This window comes from Herbiconiux sp. L3-i23 (assembly GCF_023734115.1).
GTDB lineage: Bacteria > Actinomycetota > Actinomycetes > Actinomycetales > Microbacteriaceae > Naasia.
In genome coordinates this window covers 2,288,564-2,306,333 of record NZ_AP025737.1, presented here as the reverse complement: position 1 = coordinate 2,306,333, position 17,770 = coordinate 2,288,564, and the positions used below count along the sequence as shown (strand labels likewise).

Sequence of the window (17,770 nt, the reverse complement as noted above, 5' to 3'; positions counted from 1 at the left end):
ACCTGCGCGGGATGCCGGTCCCTGCCGGCCCGGGTCGCGCCGTCGGAAGAGTCGAAGCAACAGATCACTTCCACTCCTCTTTCCGAAAGGCACCACGACCATGGACCGCAACATCTTCGACTTCGCCGTGAAGACTCCTGCTCCGGCGATTCCCGCCGCGCGAACGTCCGCCCCCACCCTGCTCGCGCGACTGGGCGGTGTCGCCCTGATCGCGGCACCGCTGCTGCTGATGGGCGGCGCTCTGACCTCGCCGCCGCAGACCGCTCCAGGCCAGGCCGGTTACATCGAATCGCTCGCCGCGGACCCGGCGGTCAGCCTCCTCTCCGCCAACCTCTTCCACTACGGCTGGGTCGCGTTCGCGCTCGGCGCCCTCGCGACGATCGCCCTCGTGACCGGACGGCGCGGACGGGTGTGGGTGAGGATCGCGGCCGTCGTGCTCGCCTTCGGAGCGATCCAGATGTCGGGCCTGCTGCTCTCCGACTGGTTCCTGATCGGCGCCGGGAACGCGCTGCCCATCGACCAGGCCGTCGCCGTGGACACCGCGGCGAAGGAGTCGTCGGCGCTCGTCTGGCTGATCACCGCGCAGGTTGGCACACTGCTGGCGGTCCCCGCTCTCACTCTCGGCTTGGCTCGCGCCCGCGTGCTCTCCTGGTGGATCGCCCCGCTGGCGGCGCTGCCGTTCGTCGTTCTGGCGTTGAACCTCGGTCCTTTCGGAGCGGTGCTCGGCACGCTCCTCTACGCGCCCGTCTTCATCGCCGGAGCGAAGCTCGTCGCGGGTCGACCGGTCGACTGACCGCGCGCGGTGCAGGAGGCCCGGTGCCGGTTGGCGCATCGGGCCTTCCCGCGCGTCTCGACGGTCAGACCCGCGGCTCGCGGAGCCGCGGTTGGCGAGGGGGGTCGCCCACCGGCGGAAGAGCCGGGATGTCGAGCTGAACCGGATTGCCGGCGGTCACGACGACGGCCTCTCCGAAGTGGGTGAACTCGCAACGCTCGCCGTCGAGCAGTGAGTAGGAGGCCGCGTCGGCGCCGACCTCGACGAGCAGGGTCGCATCGCGCACGCGCAGTCGGAAGCGCAGATGGTCGGTCCCCGGCGGGAGGCGCGGTGCGAAGGACAGGCCGTCGCGGGTGTGGCGCATCCCGCCGAAGCCACCGACAAGGGAGGTCCACACCCCGGCGAGCGAGGCGAGGTGCAGCCCCTGACCGGTGTCGCCCTGCAGGTCGTCGAGGTCGATGTGGGCGGCTTCCCGCACATAGTCGAGGGCGAGATCGAGATGGCCGACCTCGGCGGCGAGAACCGCCTGCGCCGCGCTCGAGAGCGACGAGTCGCGCACCGTGATCGCCTCGTAATAGGCGAAGTCGCGGGCCTTCTGCTCAGGAGTGAACAGCTCGGAGCGGAAGTAGAGCGCGAGCACGAGGTCGGCCTGCTTGACGACCTGCTTGCGATACAGCTCGACGTAGTGGAAGTTCGCCTGCAACGGGTAGCTGTCGGGCGTCATCGCCTCGAAATCCCAGGGCGCCTGTTCGGTGAAGCCGAACGCCTGCGGGTGCACCCCGAGCCGCTCGTCGTAGAGGATCGTCATCGCCTCCGCCGCACGGAGCCACGACTCGATCTCGGTCTCGTCGACGCCGAGCGTGCCCGCGGCACCCGGATGCTCGTGCGCGACGCGCGCCGCCTCCTCGAGATTCAGTTGCGCCATGACGTTCGTGTAGACGTTGTCGTCGGCGACGGCCGAGTACTCATCCGGGCCGGTGAGGCCGGCGAGATGAAACCGGCCATCGTCGGTGTAGTGGCCGAGCGCCATCCACAGCCGCGCGGTCTCGACGAGCAGCTCAACCGCGATCTTCCGCTCGAACTCGCGGTCACCGGTCGTGCGCACGTAGTGGGCGATGGCGACGGCGATGTCGGCGTTCACATGGAACGCCGCCGTGGCTGCAGGCCAGTATCCGGACGCCTCACGGCCGTCGATCGTGCGCCACGGGAACGATGCGCCCGCGAGACTCAGCTGCTTCGCCCTCGCGCGGGCGTGGTCGAGCGTCGAATGGCGCCACAGCAGGCTCGACTTCGCGCAGTGCGGGGCGATGTAGCCGAGCACCGGCACGATGAACGCGTCGTCGTCCCAGAAGGCGTGCCCGTCGTAGCCGCGTCCCGTCAGCCCCTTGCCGGGAACGGGACGGTCTTCGGCGCGGGCGGTGGCTTGGAACAGCTGGAAGAGCGCGAAGCGCACCGACTGCTGTAAGACCGGGTCTCCGATCTCGACGTCGGCGCCGTCCCAGAACGCGTCGAGCAGTTCGCGTTGCTTCTCGAGCAGCCCGTCCCACCCGACGTGCGCCGCATCCGCTGCGGCCGCCTCCGCCGCATCGCGGGCGCGCTCCGGCGACGGATCGGCGCCGAAGTCGTGTCCGACGAACTTCACGACGGTGAGCGGGTCGCCGGGACGCAGCACCGTGGTCACCGTCTCGCGGGCGAGATCGGGAGCCATCTCCATCGAAGAACCGGTGCCGGACGGTCCCTCGACCTCGTGCCGCATCGTCACCGCCACCGTCAGGGCGCTCGAGCGGGTGCGGTGGACGAGCGTCGCGTGCGCGTCATCGTGGGTGTGGAGTCGTGGCGCGAGCGCCGTGTCGAGCGCGGCCGAGATCGCGGGGTTCGGACTGTGCGGCGAGGGATGTCCGTTCGCGACGATCTCCGACTGCAGCGTGATGCGCACCGTGGCGTCGACGGCGCTCACCCGATAGCGGATCGCCGCCACCGACCGCAGTGCCAGCGAGACGAGGCGGGTGGACTCGACCCGGATGCGTGCACCGGCGGGCGAGGTCCATTCGGTGCGTCGTTCGAGGGTGCCGCGCCGGAAGTCGAGCCGGCGCTCGTGCTCGTGCACGGTGCCGGTGCGCAGGTCGAGCGGTTCGTCATCGGCGAGGAGGCGGATGATCCGGCCGTCGGGAGCGTCGAGCACGGTCTGCCCGTGCTCCGGGTAGCCGAAGCCCTCTTCGGCGTACGGCATCTCGTACTGCTCGAAGAAACCGTTGAGGTAGACGCCGGCAGTGCCGGACGGGTCGCCCTCGTCGAGGGTGGCACGCCACCCGAGGTGTCCGTTCGAGACGGCGAAGAGCGAGCCGTCCCCGTCACGGGACTCCTCGTCGAAGCCCGAGCGGGTCAGGCTCCAGGAGTCGTCGGGAAGGAAGGAGTCGTCGGGCAGATCGGTGGCGTCGTGGCGGCGCATGCTGACAGAGCTATCAGACCGTCCGCGGCGGAACCTGCGAACGGCCCGCCCTCCCGAAGTTGCGGAGGACGGACCGTTCATGGGATGCAGCTCAGCCCTTGAGCGCCTCGCGGAGGGTGACGCGGGCACCCATGCGCAGCAGCGAGTTCTCGTAGATCTTCGACCCGACGACGATCGCCGCGAAGGTCGACAGGGCGAGGACCACGAGCGAGAGGATCGGCTCCCACCAGAGCGCGGTGCCCTGGAACAGGCGCACCGGCATCGCCACCGGCGAGGAGAACGGGAAGTACGAGAGCACCGTCATCCATAGCTGGTTGTCGAACAGGAAGATGACCGCGAAGAACGGCAGCATCACGAGCATCGTGACGGGCGTCGTCGTGGAGCCGATGTCCTCCTGACGCGACACCATCGCGCCGGTCGCCGCGAAGAGCGCCGCGATGAGGGTGAAGCCGATCACGAAGAACGCGACGAACCACACGACGGGGGCGCCGAGGAGCGACAGCAGCTCGGTCTGGTCGGTGACCGTCAAGCCGATCAGGGCGAGCGCCACCGTGGCCGCGGTCTGTCCGAACGCGAGCAGGCTGTTGCCGAGCACCTTGCCGGCGAGCAGGGTTCGCACCGGGATCGCCGACATCAGGATCTCGACCACACGGGTCGACTTCTCCTCGACGACGCTCGTGGCGATGGTCGAGCCGAAGGTGAGTGCCGCGAGGAAGAAGACGAGACCGAAGGCGTAGGCGACGAGGTAGTTGAGCCAGTAGTTCGGGTCTTCGGGGTCGAGCAGCTGCACCTCGGGGGCGGAGCTCAGGGCGGCGACGAGCGACGCGGGTGCCTCCTCGTCGGCGATGATGGTGACCTCGCTCGCCCCACCGGTGCTGGGCACGAGCGCGGCGTCGACGTCGCCGTCGCGCACCAGCTCTTCGGCGGCGGCCTGATCGGCGGCGTCGACCGCCTCGAAGCCGCCTCCGCCGGGCAGTGCGTCCGCCGCGGTGCCGACGACGGCGACCGGGATGTCCTGGCCCGCCTCCTCGGCCGCCTGCCGTGCCTGGAAGCCTCCGAAGATGACGGCGGCGAGCACCATGGCGAGCAGGATGCCGGTCGAGATGACGAACGACTTGGTGCGCAGGCGCACTCGGATCTCGCGCTCGGCGACGAGCCACACGGTGCTCGCCGGGTTCGCGCCGGACTTGGTGTTGCGGGGGTTGCTCATCGCACGACCTCTCGGAAGATCTCGGCCAGCCGGGGCTTGATGGGGGAGAAGGCGGAGACGGCACCGCCCTCGACGGCGCGCTGCAGGATGCGCTGCGCACTCGTCTCGTCGTCGACCTCGAAGAGGGCGTACCCGCCGTCGAACTGGGTGACGGTGACACCGGGTTCGGCGCGGAGCCAGCCGAGATCGCCCGCGGAGATCAGCTCGTAGCGGGTGGTGCCGTGCTGGCGGCGCAGCTCCTCGCGAGGTCCGGCGGCACGGATGGCGCCGCCCGCGATGATGACGAGGTCGTCGCAGAGCCGTTCGACGATGTCGAGCTGGTGACTTGAGAAGAGCACGGGGATCCCCGAATCGGCGCGCTCCTTGAGCACCCCGACGACGACGTCGACGGCGAGCGGGTCGAGACCCGAGAACGGCTCATCGAGGATCAGGATGCGCGGGTCGTGCACGAGCGCCGCGGCGATCTGCGCGCGCTGCTGGTTTCCGAGCGACAGCGCCTCGACGTTGTCATTCGCCCGCTCGGTGAGTCCGAGCGACTCGAGCAGCGCATCGGCGTTCGCGCCGGCGTCCGCCGTCGAGAAACCGCGCAGTCGGGCGAGGTAGACGAGTTGTTCGCGCACCCGCATCTTCGGGTACAGGCCGCGCTCCTCGGGCATGTAGCCGAACAGTCGACGGTCGCCGGCGGTGATCGGCCGGCCGTCGAACTCGACCGTGCCGCCGTCGGAGGAGAGCAGACCGAGCGCGATGCGCATCGTGGTCGTCTTTCCTGCTCCGTTGCCGCCGACGAAGCCGGTCAGCTTGCCGGGCTGGACGGTGAAGCTCACATCGTCGAGAACCTGTCTCGTGCCGAAGCGCTTGGTGATGCCTCGCAGTTCGAGCATCGTGCCTCCTTGGGTCGCGTTGTTCTGGTCGCGTTGTACTCAAGGCTAGGAAGCGCGATCCGCACGGACATCCGCCCTGCGGGTGATGGGCATCCGCCCTGCGGCGGTCGGGCCGGCGGTGGGCCGGGCCGCTATTCGACGAGACCCACCCGGTGGGCGTACACGACGGCGTGGATGCGGTCGCGCACGGCGATCTTCTGCAGGATGCGCGACACGTGCGTCTTGACGGTCGCCTCGCCGATGTAGAGGGTCGCGCCGATCTCGGCGTTCGAGCGCCCATCGGCCATCAACCGCAGCACCTCGGCCTCGCGATCGGTGAGGGTCTCTCCGGTCTCGGGGATGGTGATGCTGCCCGTCGCGGTGGGGGCCGGTTCGGACGCGGACGGGGCGACGGCCGCTTCCGTGGGTGCGTCGCCGCGCGCGAAGCGGCTGATCACGCGCCGCGTCACCTCGGGGGAGAGCAGCGCCTCACCCGACGCGACAGCACGGACCGCGCCGGCCAGCTGCTCCGGCGACGCGTTCTTCAGAAGGAAGCCGCTCGCTCCCGCCTCGAGCGCGGCGAAGAGATAGTCGTCGCGGTCGAAGGTGGTGACCATGATGATCGCGGGTGCTTCGGAGCTGCCGAGGATGCGCCTCGTCGCCTCGAGGCCGTCCATGTCGGGCATCTGCACGTCCATGGTCATCACGTCGGGGCGCGCCGTCGCCGCGAGCGCGACCGCCTGGGCTCCGGTGCCCGCCTCGCCGACGATCTCGACGTCGGGCATCGTGCCGAGGATCATGCGGAATCCGGACCGCACGAGCGGTTGGTCGTCGACGATCGCGACCCGGATGCGGCGCTCGCCGTCGCTCATCGGACCGGCACCGGCTGGGCGGCCGCGGTGCGCAGATCGGGGACCCGCACTCGCACGAGCCAGCCGCCGCGGTCCCGCGGCCCGATCTCGATGCTGCCGCCCGACGCCGTCGCCCGCTCGCGCATGCCGAGCTGGCCGAGTCCCGGCCGGAAGGCGCGCAGCGAGCGCGCCCCGGAATTCGTGATCTCGAGTTCGACGCCGTCGTCCTCGTAGCGGAGCCGCACGTCGGCCTCGGTGCCGACCGGACCATGGCGGCGCGCGTTGGTGAGCGCCTCCTGCGCGATCCGGTAGAGGTTGACCGACGTCACCGCCGGCAGCGGACGCGGCTCGCCGATGACATTGACGCTCGTCGGCATCCCCGACGCGCTCGACAGCTCGGCCAACTCGGGGAGGCGGTCGAGCGACGCGGAACTGGTGTCGACGTCATCGTCGAGGTCGTGCGAGCGGAGCGTGGTGAGCAGGCCGCGCAGCTCCTGGATCGCGGTACGGGCGCTCTCCTCGACCGACTCGAGTGCCCGCCGCGCGGCGACCGGGTCGGAGTCGAGCACCACCCGCGCGGCGCCGGCCTGCACTCCCATCACCGACACGTGATGCGCGACGACATCGTGCAGTTCGCGGGCGATGCGCACCCGGTCGAGTGCGACCGCCTGCGCGGCGGTCAGCTCGCGCTCCTCTTCGAGCTCCCTCGTGCGCGCCCTCAGCAGCTCCGAGGCGAGGGCCGCGTTCCACGATCGCTCGCCGAACATCCACGCGGCGGCGAAGTAGAGGACGTTGATGAGGATGTTGATGAGCGAGTACGCGACGAGCGGCGTCAGTGCGCCGCCGAAGCCGAACTCCTCGAGCGAGTCGGGATCGGTCGCCGAGATGAACATTGCGATGAACAGCCAGGCCGCCATCGCTGTCACGATCAGGGTGCGGGACAGGTTCGCGCGGCGCCGGTCGGCCGTCCACGCCCCGACCGTGTAGATGGCGAGGAAGAGGGCGATGTTGTTGATGATCAGGTCGGGCACGACGATCAGCTGCCCGACGATGAAGCCGGCCGCGACGACCAGCGCGACGCCGTTCGGGTAACGGCGGCGCCAGGCCAGCGGAAGCGTCGTGGCCGCGCCGAGCACCGGCCATGTCCATCCGGGCGCGAGATCGCCGAGGATGCCCGTCATCGAATAGAGGGCGCAGCTCAGCATGTAGGCGACGAAGAAGCCGGCGGCCAGCGCGGCGTCGGTGCGGAACGCGCCCCGCTCGGCCGGGCGCGGAAGCGTCGAGGTCATCCCCTCAACCTACTGAGACGAACGCTGATCCCGCGTCCGTCGCGCGGCGGACCCCGGGGGCGGCGGAGCACGCGACGGTAGTCTTTCGAGTCGAACGGGAACGAGTGGAGCGAGGGCGAGCGGTGTCGTCGGGATGGGGCCGGATCACAGCGCTGCTCCGCAGCCTGCGTCGCCTCGCCTGGCGGTTCTCACCCGGCCTGCCGACGAGTTGGTCCGAGGCGGCATCGGTGCTGCGGCCGAACGCGACCCAGATCGCGCGCCTCACCGTGGCCGCCGTCATCTCGTACCTCGTGGCCGACTGGCTCTATCCCGGCATCCTCGACCTCACCGCGCCGCTCACGGCACTGCTCGTGGTGCAGGCGTCGACCGTCGGCACCCTGCAGATGGGGCTGGTGCGCGTCGGCGCCGTGCTGAGCGGGGTGCTCGTCGCCGTCGTCGTCACCAGCTACATCGGCCTGTCCTGGTGGAGTCTCGCTGCCGTCATCGCCGCATCGCTGATCCTCGCGAAGCTGCTGCGCCTCGGCGACCAGACGCTCGAGGCGCCGATCAGCGCGATGCTGATCCTCGCCGTGTCGTCACCCGAGGTCGCCGCCGAGGTACGCGTTGCGAACACCCTCATCGGCACCCTCGTCGGCGTCGCGTTCACCCTCCTGGTGCCCGTCGCGATCCCCAACGCCCAAGCAAGCGACGCGGTGCGCAGACTGGCGCGGTCGCAGGCGGCGCTGATGGACGAGATCGCCTCCACGCTCGGCAACCGCGCACCCGACCCCGAAGAGGTGGGGGCGTGGTCGCAGTGGCTCGGCAGCATCGGCGACGAGACCCGCGACGCGGTCACCGCTGTCGAGGCGGCACGCGAGAGTAGGCGGTTCAATCCCCGGGCGCTCGCCGCGCCCACCGTGCACACGGGCTTGCGCGCCGCGCTCGACCGGCTCGAGCGGTGCTACGTCGCCGAGCGGGCGGTCATCGTGATGATCGGACGCGACGCGGTGTCCAGTCCCGAGGGCGAGGCTGATCCGGCCGAGATCGAGCTGCGTCGCGCGTTCGCGGTGGTGCTCGACGACGTCGCCCAGGGCCTGCGGGCCTTCGGCGATCTCATCGGTGCCGAGTTCGGCGGGGGCCGGGTCGCCGCGGCCGACGCCGCTCTCGAGCGCACCCTCGAAGCGGTGCGCGAGAGCCGGGCGGTGCTGACCGAGTTCATGCTCTTCGAGGTCGATGTCCGCGGGCAGCATGGCCTCTGGATGCTGCGCGGCTCCGTGCTCACCGCCCTGGACCAGATCCTCGCTCAGCTCGACCTCGAGCAGACCGACCGCCCCACCGCACCCTGGCTGGCGCGACGCGGTCTGTCGTTGCCCGCCCGCCGCCCCGCCGGGGCGAGTACTCGGCGCGGTCGTGCGTCGCGCGGCGACGACAGCGGGCCTGCCGCCCCCGCCCCCGATCCGTTCGGAGCGCAGGAGTGAGCTGGCGGCGTCGGTTCGCCCTGCAGCTCGCCCGACGCGACCAACGACGCCAGGCCTCGGTGCGCGACCTCGCCGACGAAGGCATGCTCCTCGTCTCGGCGGCCCTTCGGCTGTCGGCGAAGAACCTCATCATCCTGCGCACCCTCCGCGACGGCGCCGACCATGACGAACAGGTCCTCCTCGACGCGCTCCGCGCCGAGATCAACGACCTGATCGAGGAGAAGCGGCGCGAACTGGCGCGCCTGCAGCAGGAGCGCACCCGCGCCGGGCGCCGACTCGGCTGGGCGACGAAGCACGACGACTACCGCAAGAAAGACGTGCCGACGCTGCGGCTGCGCGAGGCGGTCGCCCGCCGCCTGCTCGTCCTGCTGCGCGCCCGACACCAGGACGAGGCGTACCTGCGCGGCATCCTCGCCGAGTCCCGGGATTCGGCGTTGGACGAGATGTTGCAGAACCGGCTCCTCCAGTTCGTGCCCATGAAGCTCGACCGTCGCTACCACCGCGACCGCGACCTGAGGCTCGACCTCGTGCGTCATGATCTGACGCTGCTGCTCGACTCGATCGCGTGAGGCGCCGGCACCCCGCGCGGTGCCCGTACCCTTGACCCCATGCCTTCGCAGTCCCTCCCCATGCCCTCGCGCCAGGTGCGCCCGGCCACCGAGGGGTGGACCCAGCAGAAGGACGACAGCGGCAAGCCGTTGCTGCAGTTCGCCTCGCCGAAGCGCGGCAAGGCGCCCGACCACTTCGCCGACCTCACCGTCGAAGGCCGCAAGGCGCGTCTCGTCGAGCTCGGTCTCCCGGCGTTCCGCGCGAAGCAGGTCGCCACCCACTACTTCGCGCACTACACGAGCGACCCCGCGAAGATGACCGACCTCCCCGCGGCGGGGCGCGAAGAACTGATCGCCGGACTCCTCCCGCCGCTGCTCACCGAGGTGCGACGCCTGAAGACCGACCGGGGCGACACGATCAAGTTCCTCTGGAAGCTGCACGATGGCGCCCTCGTCGAGTCGGTGCTGATGCGCTACCCGGGCCGCATCACGCTCTGCATCTCGTCGCAAGCGGGCTGCGGGATGAACTGCCCCTTCTGCGCCACCGGGCAGGCGGGCCTCACCCGCAACCTGTCGGCGGCCGAGATCATCGACCAGATCGTCCGCGCGAACGCGGCGCTCGCGAACGGCGAGCTCGGCGGCCGGCGCGTTTCGACTCGCTCCGCTCGCTCAACGACCGAGTTCGAACGACCCGACCGTGTCAGCAACATCGTGTTCATGGGCATGGGGGAGCCGCTCGCGAACTACGCCCGCGTCATGCACGCGGTGCGCACCATGGTCGCTCCGCAGCCCGAGGGGCTCGGCATGAGCGCCCGCCACATCACCGTGTCGACCGTCGGACTTGTGCCGGCGATCCGCAAGCTCGCCGACGAGGACATCCCCGTCACCTTCGCGCTGTCGCTGCACGCACCCGACGACGAGCTGCGCGACGAGCTCATCCCCGTGAACTCCCGGTGGAAGGTCGACGAGGCGCTCGACGCCGCCCGCAACTACTTCGAGAAGACCGGGCGCCGCGTCTCGATCGAGTACGCGCTGATCAAGGACATGAACGACCACGCCTGGCGTGCGGACCTGCTCGCCGAGAAGCTCAACGCGCGCGGTCGCGGCTGGGTGCACGTCAACCCGATCCCGCTGAACCCGACGCCGGGGTCGATCTGGACGTCGTCGGAGGAGCACGTGCAGGACGAGTTCGTACGCCGCCTGAACGCCGCCGGCATCCCGACGACGCTCCGCGACACCCGCGGCAAGGAGATCGACGGCGCCTGCGGCCAACTCGCCGCCGCCGACTGACCGCCCGCCGCGCGAAGCGATACGAAGGGCTTGAGCGCTCGCCGCCTCTTCTGCGCCACACTGGTGCAATGACCGACGGCCGCCGGATGCTGCTCGACACCGCAGCCCTCTACTTCCGCGCCTTCTACGGCGTGCCCGACACGGTGAAGGCTCCGGACGGGACGCCGGTGAACGCGGTGCGCGGGCTGCTCGACATGATCGCGAAGCTCGTGCCCGAGTTCCGGGCCACCGAGCTCGTCGCCTGCTGGGATGTCGACTGGCGCCCGCAGTGGCGGGTCGACCTGATCCCGACCTACAAGACCCATCGGGTCGCCGAGGTCGTCGAGGCGGGGTCGGATATCGAGGTCGTGCCGGACCCGCTGACGGTGCAGGTGCCGATCATCGTCGAGACGCTCACGGCGCTCGGCATCCCGATCGTCGGCAAGGCCGAGTACGAGGCCGACGACATCATCGGCACGCTCGCCGCCACGGCGACGATGCCGACCGATGTGGTCACGGGGGACCGCGACCTGTTCCAGGTCGTCGACGACTCCCGCGACGTACGCGTCATCTACACGGCGCGCGGTATGAGCAAGCTCGAGATCGTCACCGATGACGTGCTGAAGTCCAAGTACGGCGTCTCCGCGGCGCAATACGCCGATTTCGCCGCGATGCGCGGCGACACCTCGGACGGGCTTCCGGGTGTCGCCGGGGTGGGAGAGAAGACGGCGGCGACGCTGCTCGCGCAGTACGGCGACCTCGACGGCATCGTCGCTGCCGCCGACGGTGGGGCGTCGTCGTCGATGGCCCCGGGAGTGAAGGCGAAGATCCGCGCGGCGTCCGACTATCTCACCCGAGCTCCCGCGGTGGTGGCGGTGGCACGCGACCTCGACCTGCCGGAGTTCGACGCGACCATCGGCCTGACCGACGAGGGCCGCGAGAAGTTCGCGGCGTTGACGGAGCGCTGGGGCCTCGGCGAATCAGCCCGCCGAGTCCTCGCCAGCCTCGACCGCTGAGATGCCCAGTTCTGCGGGTTCCAGCCGCAAGACACCCGCAGAACTGGGCACCTGGTCATTGAGGAGGGCCGCTAGGCCCGTCGCGAAATGACGCGAGTTGCAGGGTGCAGGTAGCGGCGAATCTGCGACCCGTCGCTTCGCGTGGGCCGCTTCGCGGCGCCTCAGCGACCAGTACCGCTCAGCGGGGGGCGATGAGGCCGACCAGGACGACGTCGACCAGGCGTTCCGCGACTCCCGGTTCCGCCGTCGTGCGGCTGAGGGCACGCAGCAGCATGGCGCCGACCAACGCGTCGCCGATATCCGGGAGCGGGGCATCCGTCCGCAACTCGCCCGAATCGACCGCGGACTGGAGACGGGCGACGAGGGACTGCGTGGCGCCGAGGCTCTCGTGCAGTCGCCGGCCGACGTCGACGTTCTCGGCCGCCGCCGCGACCAGCGAGCGGACGACCGCCTCCCCGCTCGGGTCGGCGGCGAACTCGAAGATCGTTCCCAGCCAGGCGACGAGGTCCGCGCGCAGATCCCCGGTGTCCGGCAAGCCGAAACGATCGGGCAGCAACTGGCCTGAGATCAGGCATTCCGCGACAAGCGCGCCGCGGGAAGGCCACCAGCGGTAGATGGTCTGCTTTCCGACCCCCGCAGCGGCGGCGATGCCCTCCATGGTGAGGTGGTCGTAGCCCTTCGCCTCGAACTGGCGGGCGGTCGCTTCGAGGATCGCGCGCCGTGCCGCCTCGCTGCGGACCGGACCCTGGCGGTGCTCGGACATGTTCATATCCTACGTTCATCTTCGCTAGATGAGACGGTGCGTATCATTAACCGTTTGCTTCCACGAGAGGACACGAGATGGCGGAACTGCTCTACCGGTTGGGCACATTTGCGGCGCAACGGGCGTGGGTGGTGATCGTCGCGTGGATCGTCGTCCTCGCGGTCGCGGTCGGTGGCTTCCTCATCGGCTTCAAGTCGCTCACCAACAGCTTCGACATCCCGGGCACCGCGTCCGGTGAGGTGACCGACGAGCTCTCCGAGAAGCTGCCCGACTTCAGCGGCGCCTCCGGCACGGTCGTCTTCAGCACCGAGGACGGGTCCGAACTCTCCGACGAGCAGCGCGCCGCCATCAGCGCCCTCGTCGCCGACGGGCGCGACCTCGACGACGTCGCCGACATCATCGACCCCTTCGAGGCAGCCGCCCAGCAGGCGGAGCAAACGCAGCAGCTCACGGACGGGCAGGCGCAGATCGCCGCCGCCGTCGATCAGCTCGAACAGGGGCAGACGCAGCTCGACGCCGGGCTGCAGCAGCTCGAGGCCGGTCAGGCTCAGCTGGACGCGGCGCGAGCGCAGCTCGAGGGCGCGGGCCTGCCGACCACCCAGCTCGACGCGCAGCAGCAGACGCTCGACGCCCAGCGGGCGGTCATCACCGAGCAGCAGGCGCAGATCGACAGCGGCCGGGCCGAGATCGAAGCGCAGACGACTCAGCTCGAGCTCGGTGCCCAGCTCGCCGACCTCGCATCCGACATCCGGATCGTGTCCGACGACGGCTCGACCGCCATCGTCAACGTATCGTTCACCGAGCCCCGCCTCGAGCTCTCGGAGGATGCGAAGCAGGGCGTCATCGACCACTTCGAGTCCGAGCCGATCGACGGTGTCGAGGTCGGCTTCTCGACCGAGATCGCCCAGGGCGTCCCGCAGATCTTCGGAGTCGGCGAGGCCGTTGGCCTGGTCGTCGCGGCCGTCGTGCTGCTCGTCATGCTCGGATCGCTGCTCGCCGCCTCGTTCCCGATCATCACCGCGCTCGTCGGCGTCGCCGTCGGTGTGGTCGGCTCGCTCGCCTTCTCGGGCGTCGTGCAGATGGCCTCGGTGACTCCGGTGCTCGGAGTCATGCTGGGTCTCGCTGTGGGTATCGACTACTCGCTGTTCATCATCAACCGGCACCGCAAGCAGCTCCTTCACGGGGCCGAGGTGCGTGAGTCGATCGGACTCGCGAACGGCACGGCCGGCAACGCAGTCGTCTTCGCCGGAGCTACCGTCGTCGTCGCACTGCTCGCGCTCAACGTGACCGGGGTTCCGTTCCTCGGCCTGATGGGCACCGTCGGCGCCGCGTGCGTCGCGATCGCGGTCCTCATCGCCATCTCGTTGACCCCCGCGATCCTCGGCATGGCGGGGGAGCGTGTGCTCAGCAAGCGTGCCCGCGCCCGCATCGGCCACGACGAGCACAAGCACGTCGACGCGGTGCGTCCGATGCCGACGGTGCGCGCCGTCGCGACCGTGCTGCTCAGCGTCGTCGCCCTGCTCGTCGTCGCCATCCCCGCGCTGTCCATGCGACTCGGACTGCCCGACGGCGGATCCGAGCCCGAGGGGTCGTCGTCGTACCAGGCGTTCACCATCACGAACGAGAAGTTCGGTGAGGGCACCAACGGTCCTCTCCTCGTCACCGCCGATCTGCCCGAGGGCACCGACGACGACGAGCTGCTCGCACTGCAGGCCGAGATCGGTCAGGCGATCTACGACGAGGGCGATGTCGTCGCCGTCGCGCCGGTCGCCACCTCCGACGACAACCTGCTCGCCGCGTTCCAGGTCGTACCCGCCGAAGGGCCGAACAGCGTCTCGACGGAGCAGCTCGTGCGCGACCTGCGCGGGCTGACCGTCGGCGACGACATCGAGCTCGGCGTCGCCGGTCAGGCGGCGATCAACATCGACATCTCGGAGAGCCTCGCCAACGTGCTGCCGCTCTACCTGACAGTCGTCGTCGGTCTGTCGCTGCTCATCATGATCGTCGTGTTCCGGTCACTGCTCGTGCCGCTGATCGCGACCGGCGGGTTCGTGTTGTCGCTGTTCGCGACCTATGGCGCCACCGTCGCCGTGTTCCAATGGGGGTGGGGTGCCGAGATCATCGGGCTGCACAGCACCGGGCCGATCCTGAGCTTCCTGCCCGTGATCCTCGTCGGCATCCTGTTCGGACTCGCGATGGACTACCAGCTGTTCCTCGCCTCCGGCATGCGCGAGGCGTACGTGCACGGTGCGAGCGCGCGCGAGGCGGTCATGCAGGGATTCAAGGCGGGACGTGCCGTCGTCATCGCCGCGGCCCTGATCATGGTGTCGGTGTTCGGCGGATTCGTGTTCTCGGAGTCGACGATCATCCGCTCGATCGGGTTCGGTCTCGCGTTCGGTGTTCTCCTCGACGCGTTCGTCGTCCGTCTGCTGCTGATGCCGGCGCTCATGCACCTGCTGGGCCGCTCCGCGTGGTGGCTGCCGAAGTGGCTGGACCGGATCGTCCCGAACGTCGACGTCGAGGGCGCCGCCCTGGAGCGCCGCCACCACACCCCGGAGACCCCGACCACGACGGTCTGACCCTGAGCGCCCTCTCGACGGCCGGAATCCTGTTCCGGTCGTCGAGTGGGTGCCGCTGTCTCGATGTGCTTCGCTTACTCGACCCGTTTCGATACGCTCCTTCGTCGCTACTCAACGACCGGAGGAAGTCCCCGCCCGCCCCGCGAAGCGATACGAAGGGCGCGTGTCGCAGCCCCGGTCGTCGAGTAGGGCCGCCAGGCCCGTATCGAGACGGCTCGAGTAAGCGAGGAACGAGCGCATCGAGAGCAGACGTGCCAGACGTTGGCGCTGTGGTCTCGATGCGCTTCGCTTACTCGACCCTGGGCCCACCGCGCACGTTTGCGCGGGGGGACTCGATACGCTCCTCCGTCGCTACTCGACGACCGGTGGGGACCCTTCCGCTCGTGCGACGGCCGGTCGGTAGCGTGGACCCGTGGGCGAGGAGCTGCTGTTGGTCTCCGGGCGGTCCGGGGCCGGGAAGACGAGTGTCGGGTTCGCGGTGCACGACCTGCTCGTGGAGCGGGACGTGCAGCACGCCTACCTCGACGGCGACTTCCTCGACCTCGCGCATCCCACCCCATGGGCCACCCGCATGGCCGAACGCAACCTCGCCGCCGTGTGGGCCAACTACCGAGAGAGCGGATACACGCGGCTCATCTACGTCAACACCGTCGCCGTGCTCGAAGCAGCCACGCTCGCGGCGGCGATGGGCGGCGAGCCGAACGTGACCAAGATCGTACTCGACGCATCCGACGACACCGTCGCCGAACGGCTGAGCCACCGCGAGACCGGCGAATCGCCTCGCGCAGGTGCAGGGTGCCATCCGGGTGCCCACCGACGGCCGCTCCCTGCAGGACATCGCCGCAGAGATCGCCACTCACCTGAGCTGGGGCTGACTCGCCCACTTCACCCCGTCCGGGGCGCAGAACACGGGGTGAAGCGGGCGAGTCGACGCAGCGGAGACGACGAGGTGCCCAGTTCTGTCGGTGTGTGAGCGCTCACACCCGCAGAACTGGGCACCTCGTCGGTACGGCTCGGGGTTAGCGGCGGGCGTCCTCACGCTCGGCGTCAGTCGAGGGCGCCGACGGGGCGGACTTCGACGCCGCCGCGGCGCGCTGCTCGGCCTCGAGGCGCTCGGCCTCCTCGCCGCCGACCGCCTCGCCGCGGGCGACCAGGCCGGCCACGTCCGAGAGCGGGATCTGCTTGAGGAACAACGACAGCAGGAACGCGACCGCGATGAACGGCACCAGGTACCAGAACACCGGGGCGAGCGCGTCGGCGTACGCGGTGACGATGCCGTCGCGCACCTCGTCGGGCAGCGCGTTGAGGGTCGCCGGGTCGAGGGTCGCCGTCGCGTTCGACGCGTCGGCCGCCGAGGCGCCGGCGCCGGTGAACACGCTGGTCAGGTTCTCGGTGAGGCGGGTGGTGAAGATCGTGCCGAACACCGCGGTGCCGAGCGCGGCCCCGACCTCGCGGAAGTAGTTGTTCGTGCTCGTCGCGGTTCCGATCTGCGCGGCCGGGACTGCGTTCTGCACGACGAGGACGACGACCTGCATGATGAGGCCGAGCCCCGCGCCGAAGACGAACAGGTACACGCAGATGAGCCACACGGGGGTGTCCGCCGACAGGGTCGTCATCGCGATCATCGCGCCGGCGGTGATGAGCGTGCCGAGGATCGGGAACAGCTTGTACTTGCCGGTGCGGGTGATCAGGATGCCGGACGCGATCGACGTGCCGAGCAGTCCGACCATCATCGGCAGCATCAGCAAGCCCGACTCGGCCGCCGAGGTGCCCGACGACATCTGGAGGAACGTCGGGACGAAGCCGATCGCGGCGAACATGCCGATGCCGAGGGTGAGTCCGATCGCGGTCGCATTGACGAAGATCGGGCTGCGGAACAGCGACAGCGGGATGATCGGGTCCTTCGCGCGCGACTCGACGAAGACGAACAGTGCCGCGGCGACGAGCAGGCCGAGACCCCAGCCCCAGGTGACCATCGAGTCCCAGCCGTAGTCCTTGTCGCCCCCGAAGTCGGTGAAGAAGATCAGCGACGTGGTGGCGGCGGAGAGGAAGACGACGCCGAGGAGGTCGATCGGCTGGGTCGCCTTCTTGCTCGGCAGTTTGAGCGCGAACACCGCGACGAGGAAGGCGGCGATGCCGATCGGGATGTTGATGTAGAACGCCCACTGCCAGGTCAGGTGGTCGACGAAGAAGCCGCCGAGCAGGGGGCCGCCGACGGCGGAGAGACCGAAGATGCCGCCGAGCGGTCCGAGGTACTTGCCGCGCTCCGAGGCGGGCACGATGTCGGCGATGATCGCCTGCGACAGGATCATCAGGCCGCCGCCGCCGAGGCCCTGCATGGCGCGGAAGACGACGAAGCTCCAGAAGTCGCCCGCGAACGCGCATCCGATGGAGGCGAGGGTGAAGATCGCGATGGCGATGAGGAACAGGTTGCGCCGCCCCAGTACGTCACCGAACTTGCCGTAGACCGGCATGACGATGGTGGTGGCGAGCAGGTAGGCGGTGGTGATCCACACCTGGTGTTCGACGCCGCCGAGCTCGCCGACGATCGTCGGCATGGCGGTCGAGACGATGGTCTGGTCGAGGCTCGAGAGCAGCATGCCGGCGATGAGCGCGCTGAAGATGATCCAGATGCGCCGCTTCGTGAGCAGGAAGGGCGCGGATTCCGTGGTGGTCATGGGGTCCGTTCGAAGAAGGGTGATGAAGG

General features: G+C 69.8%; 14 protein-coding genes. 7 read left to right on the top strand and 7 right to left on the bottom strand.

Going from position 1 to position 17,770, the window contains the following annotated elements:
- Positions 1-100: 100 nt before the first annotated feature.
- Entirely contained in the window at positions 101-793 is a 693-nt protein-coding gene (locus NGH83_RS11015) for a hypothetical protein (RefSeq protein WP_251856298.1), read from the top strand.
- Between the two features lie 64 nt (positions 794-857).
- On the opposite strand, the gene NGH83_RS11010 is transcribed toward NGH83_RS11015, so the two are convergent.
- The 5 genes from NGH83_RS11010 to NGH83_RS10990 form a co-directional block, all read right to left on the bottom strand.
- Positions 858-3,221 (bottom strand): glycoside hydrolase family 65 protein, encoded by a 2,364-nt coding sequence (locus NGH83_RS11010; RefSeq protein WP_251856297.1) that lies wholly within the window; start codon positions 3,219-3,221, stop codon positions 858-860.
- 91 nt (positions 3,222-3,312) lie between these two features.
- Positions 3,313-4,431 (bottom strand): ABC transporter permease, encoded by a 1,119-nt coding sequence (locus tag NGH83_RS11005; RefSeq protein ID WP_251856296.1) that lies wholly within the window; start codon positions 4,429-4,431, stop codon positions 3,313-3,315.
- On the bottom strand, positions 4,428-5,312 hold the full coding sequence (locus NGH83_RS11000) for an ABC transporter ATP-binding protein (protein ID WP_251856295.1): 885 nt from the start codon (positions 5,310-5,312) through the stop codon (positions 4,428-4,430). Before NGH83_RS11000 ends, NGH83_RS11005 begins: the two co-directional genes overlap by 4 nt.
- A gap of 131 nt (positions 5,313-5,443) precedes the next feature.
- On the bottom strand, positions 5,444-6,163 hold the full coding sequence (locus NGH83_RS10995) for a response regulator transcription factor (RefSeq protein ID WP_251856294.1): 720 nt from the start codon (positions 6,161-6,163) through the stop codon (positions 5,444-5,446).
- Positions 6,160-7,431, bottom strand: coding sequence for a sensor histidine kinase (locus NGH83_RS10990; RefSeq protein WP_251856293.1), 1,272 nt, complete (start codon positions 7,429-7,431; stop codon positions 6,160-6,162). Before NGH83_RS10990 ends, NGH83_RS10995 begins: the two co-directional genes overlap by 4 nt.
- A 122-nt stretch (positions 7,432-7,553) precedes the next feature.
- Here NGH83_RS10990 and NGH83_RS10985 point away from each other — a divergent pair, with 122 nt between their 5' ends.
- The 4 genes from NGH83_RS10985 to NGH83_RS10970 all read left to right on the top strand — a co-directional run bounded on the left by NGH83_RS10985 (position 7,554) and on the right by NGH83_RS10970 (position 11,721).
- Positions 7,554-8,888, top strand: a complete 1,335-nt coding sequence (locus tag NGH83_RS10985; RefSeq protein ID WP_251856292.1) for an aromatic acid exporter family protein — start codon at positions 7,554-7,556, stop codon at positions 8,886-8,888.
- The gene (locus NGH83_RS10980) at positions 8,885-9,457 is read left to right on the top strand and encodes a hypothetical protein (RefSeq protein ID WP_251856291.1); all 573 of its coding nucleotides are present in this window, start codon (positions 8,885-8,887) and stop codon (positions 9,455-9,457) included. Before NGH83_RS10985 ends, NGH83_RS10980 begins: the two co-directional genes overlap by 4 nt.
- Positions 9,458-9,496: 39 nt before the next feature.
- On the top strand, positions 9,497-10,726 hold the full coding sequence (rlmN, locus tag NGH83_RS10975; protein ID WP_251856290.1) for a 23S rRNA (adenine(2503)-C(2))-methyltransferase RlmN: 1,230 nt from the start codon (positions 9,497-9,499) through the stop codon (positions 10,724-10,726).
- 68 nt (positions 10,727-10,794) lie between these two features.
- Positions 10,795-11,721, top strand: a complete 927-nt coding sequence (locus NGH83_RS10970; RefSeq protein ID WP_251856289.1) for a 5'-3' exonuclease — start codon at positions 10,795-10,797, stop codon at positions 11,719-11,721.
- Between the two features lie 178 nt (positions 11,722-11,899).
- Here NGH83_RS10970 and NGH83_RS10965 read toward each other — a convergent pair whose 3' ends face one another.
- Positions 11,900-12,484, bottom strand: a complete 585-nt coding sequence (locus NGH83_RS10965; RefSeq protein WP_251856288.1) for a TetR/AcrR family transcriptional regulator — start codon at positions 12,482-12,484, stop codon at positions 11,900-11,902.
- Positions 12,485-12,561: 77 nt separating this feature from the next.
- Here NGH83_RS10965 and NGH83_RS10960 point away from each other — a divergent pair, with 77 nt between their 5' ends.
- Both NGH83_RS10960 and NGH83_RS10955 read left to right on the top strand, forming a co-directional pair.
- On the top strand, positions 12,562-15,063 hold the full coding sequence (locus NGH83_RS10960) for an MMPL family transporter (RefSeq protein ID WP_251856287.1): 2,502 nt from the start codon (positions 12,562-12,564) through the stop codon (positions 15,061-15,063).
- 412 nt (positions 15,064-15,475) lie between these two features.
- A complete protein-coding gene (locus NGH83_RS10955; protein ID WP_251856286.1) occupies positions 15,476-16,036 on the top strand; it encodes a hypothetical protein in 561 nt (186 codons plus the stop codon).
- Positions 16,037-16,082: 46 nt separating this feature from the next.
- On the opposite strand, the gene NGH83_RS10950 is transcribed toward NGH83_RS10955, so the two are convergent.
- Positions 16,083-17,741: an MDR family MFS transporter gene (locus NGH83_RS10950; protein WP_251856285.1), complete on the bottom strand. Its 1,659-nt coding sequence runs from the start codon at positions 17,739-17,741 to the stop codon at positions 16,083-16,085.
- Between the last annotated feature and the right edge of the window lie 29 nt (positions 17,742-17,770).

What these genes read in the sequence shown, in the direction of transcription:
- NGH83_RS11015 (WP_251856298.1), top strand. Translation starts at nt 101, where the DNA reads ATGGACCGCAACATCTTCGACTTCGCCGTGAAGACTCCTGCTCCGGCG.
- NGH83_RS11000 (WP_251856295.1), bottom strand. Translation starts at nt 5,312, where the DNA reads ATGCTCGAACTGCGAGGCATCACCAAGCGCTTCGGCACGAGACAGGTT.
- rlmN (WP_251856290.1), top strand. Translation starts at nt 9,497, where the DNA reads ATGCCTTCGCAGTCCCTCCCCATGCCCTCGCGCCAGGTGCGCCCGGCC.
- NGH83_RS10960 (WP_251856287.1), top strand. Translation starts at nt 12,562, where the DNA reads ATGGCGGAACTGCTCTACCGGTTGGGCACATTTGCGGCGCAACGGGCG.
- NGH83_RS11010 (WP_251856297.1), bottom strand. Translation starts at nt 3,221, where the DNA reads ATGCGCCGCCACGACGCCACCGATCTGCCCGACGACTCCTTCCTTCCC.
- NGH83_RS10990 (WP_251856293.1), bottom strand. Translation starts at nt 7,431, where the DNA reads ATGACCTCGACGCTTCCGCGCCCGGCCGAGCGGGGCGCGTTCCGCACC.
- NGH83_RS10995 (WP_251856294.1), bottom strand. Translation starts at nt 6,163, where the DNA reads ATGAGCGACGGCGAGCGCCGCATCCGGGTCGCGATCGTCGACGACCAA.
- NGH83_RS10950 (WP_251856285.1), bottom strand. Translation starts at nt 17,741, where the DNA reads ATGACCACCACGGAATCCGCGCCCTTCCTGCTCACGAAGCGGCGCATC.
- NGH83_RS10970 (WP_251856289.1), top strand. Translation starts at nt 10,795, where the DNA reads ATGACCGACGGCCGCCGGATGCTGCTCGACACCGCAGCCCTCTACTTC.
- NGH83_RS11005 (WP_251856296.1), bottom strand. Translation starts at nt 4,431, where the DNA reads ATGAGCAACCCCCGCAACACCAAGTCCGGCGCGAACCCGGCGAGCACC.
- NGH83_RS10965 (WP_251856288.1), bottom strand. Translation starts at nt 12,484, where the DNA reads ATGTCCGAGCACCGCCAGGGTCCGGTCCGCAGCGAGGCGGCACGGCGC.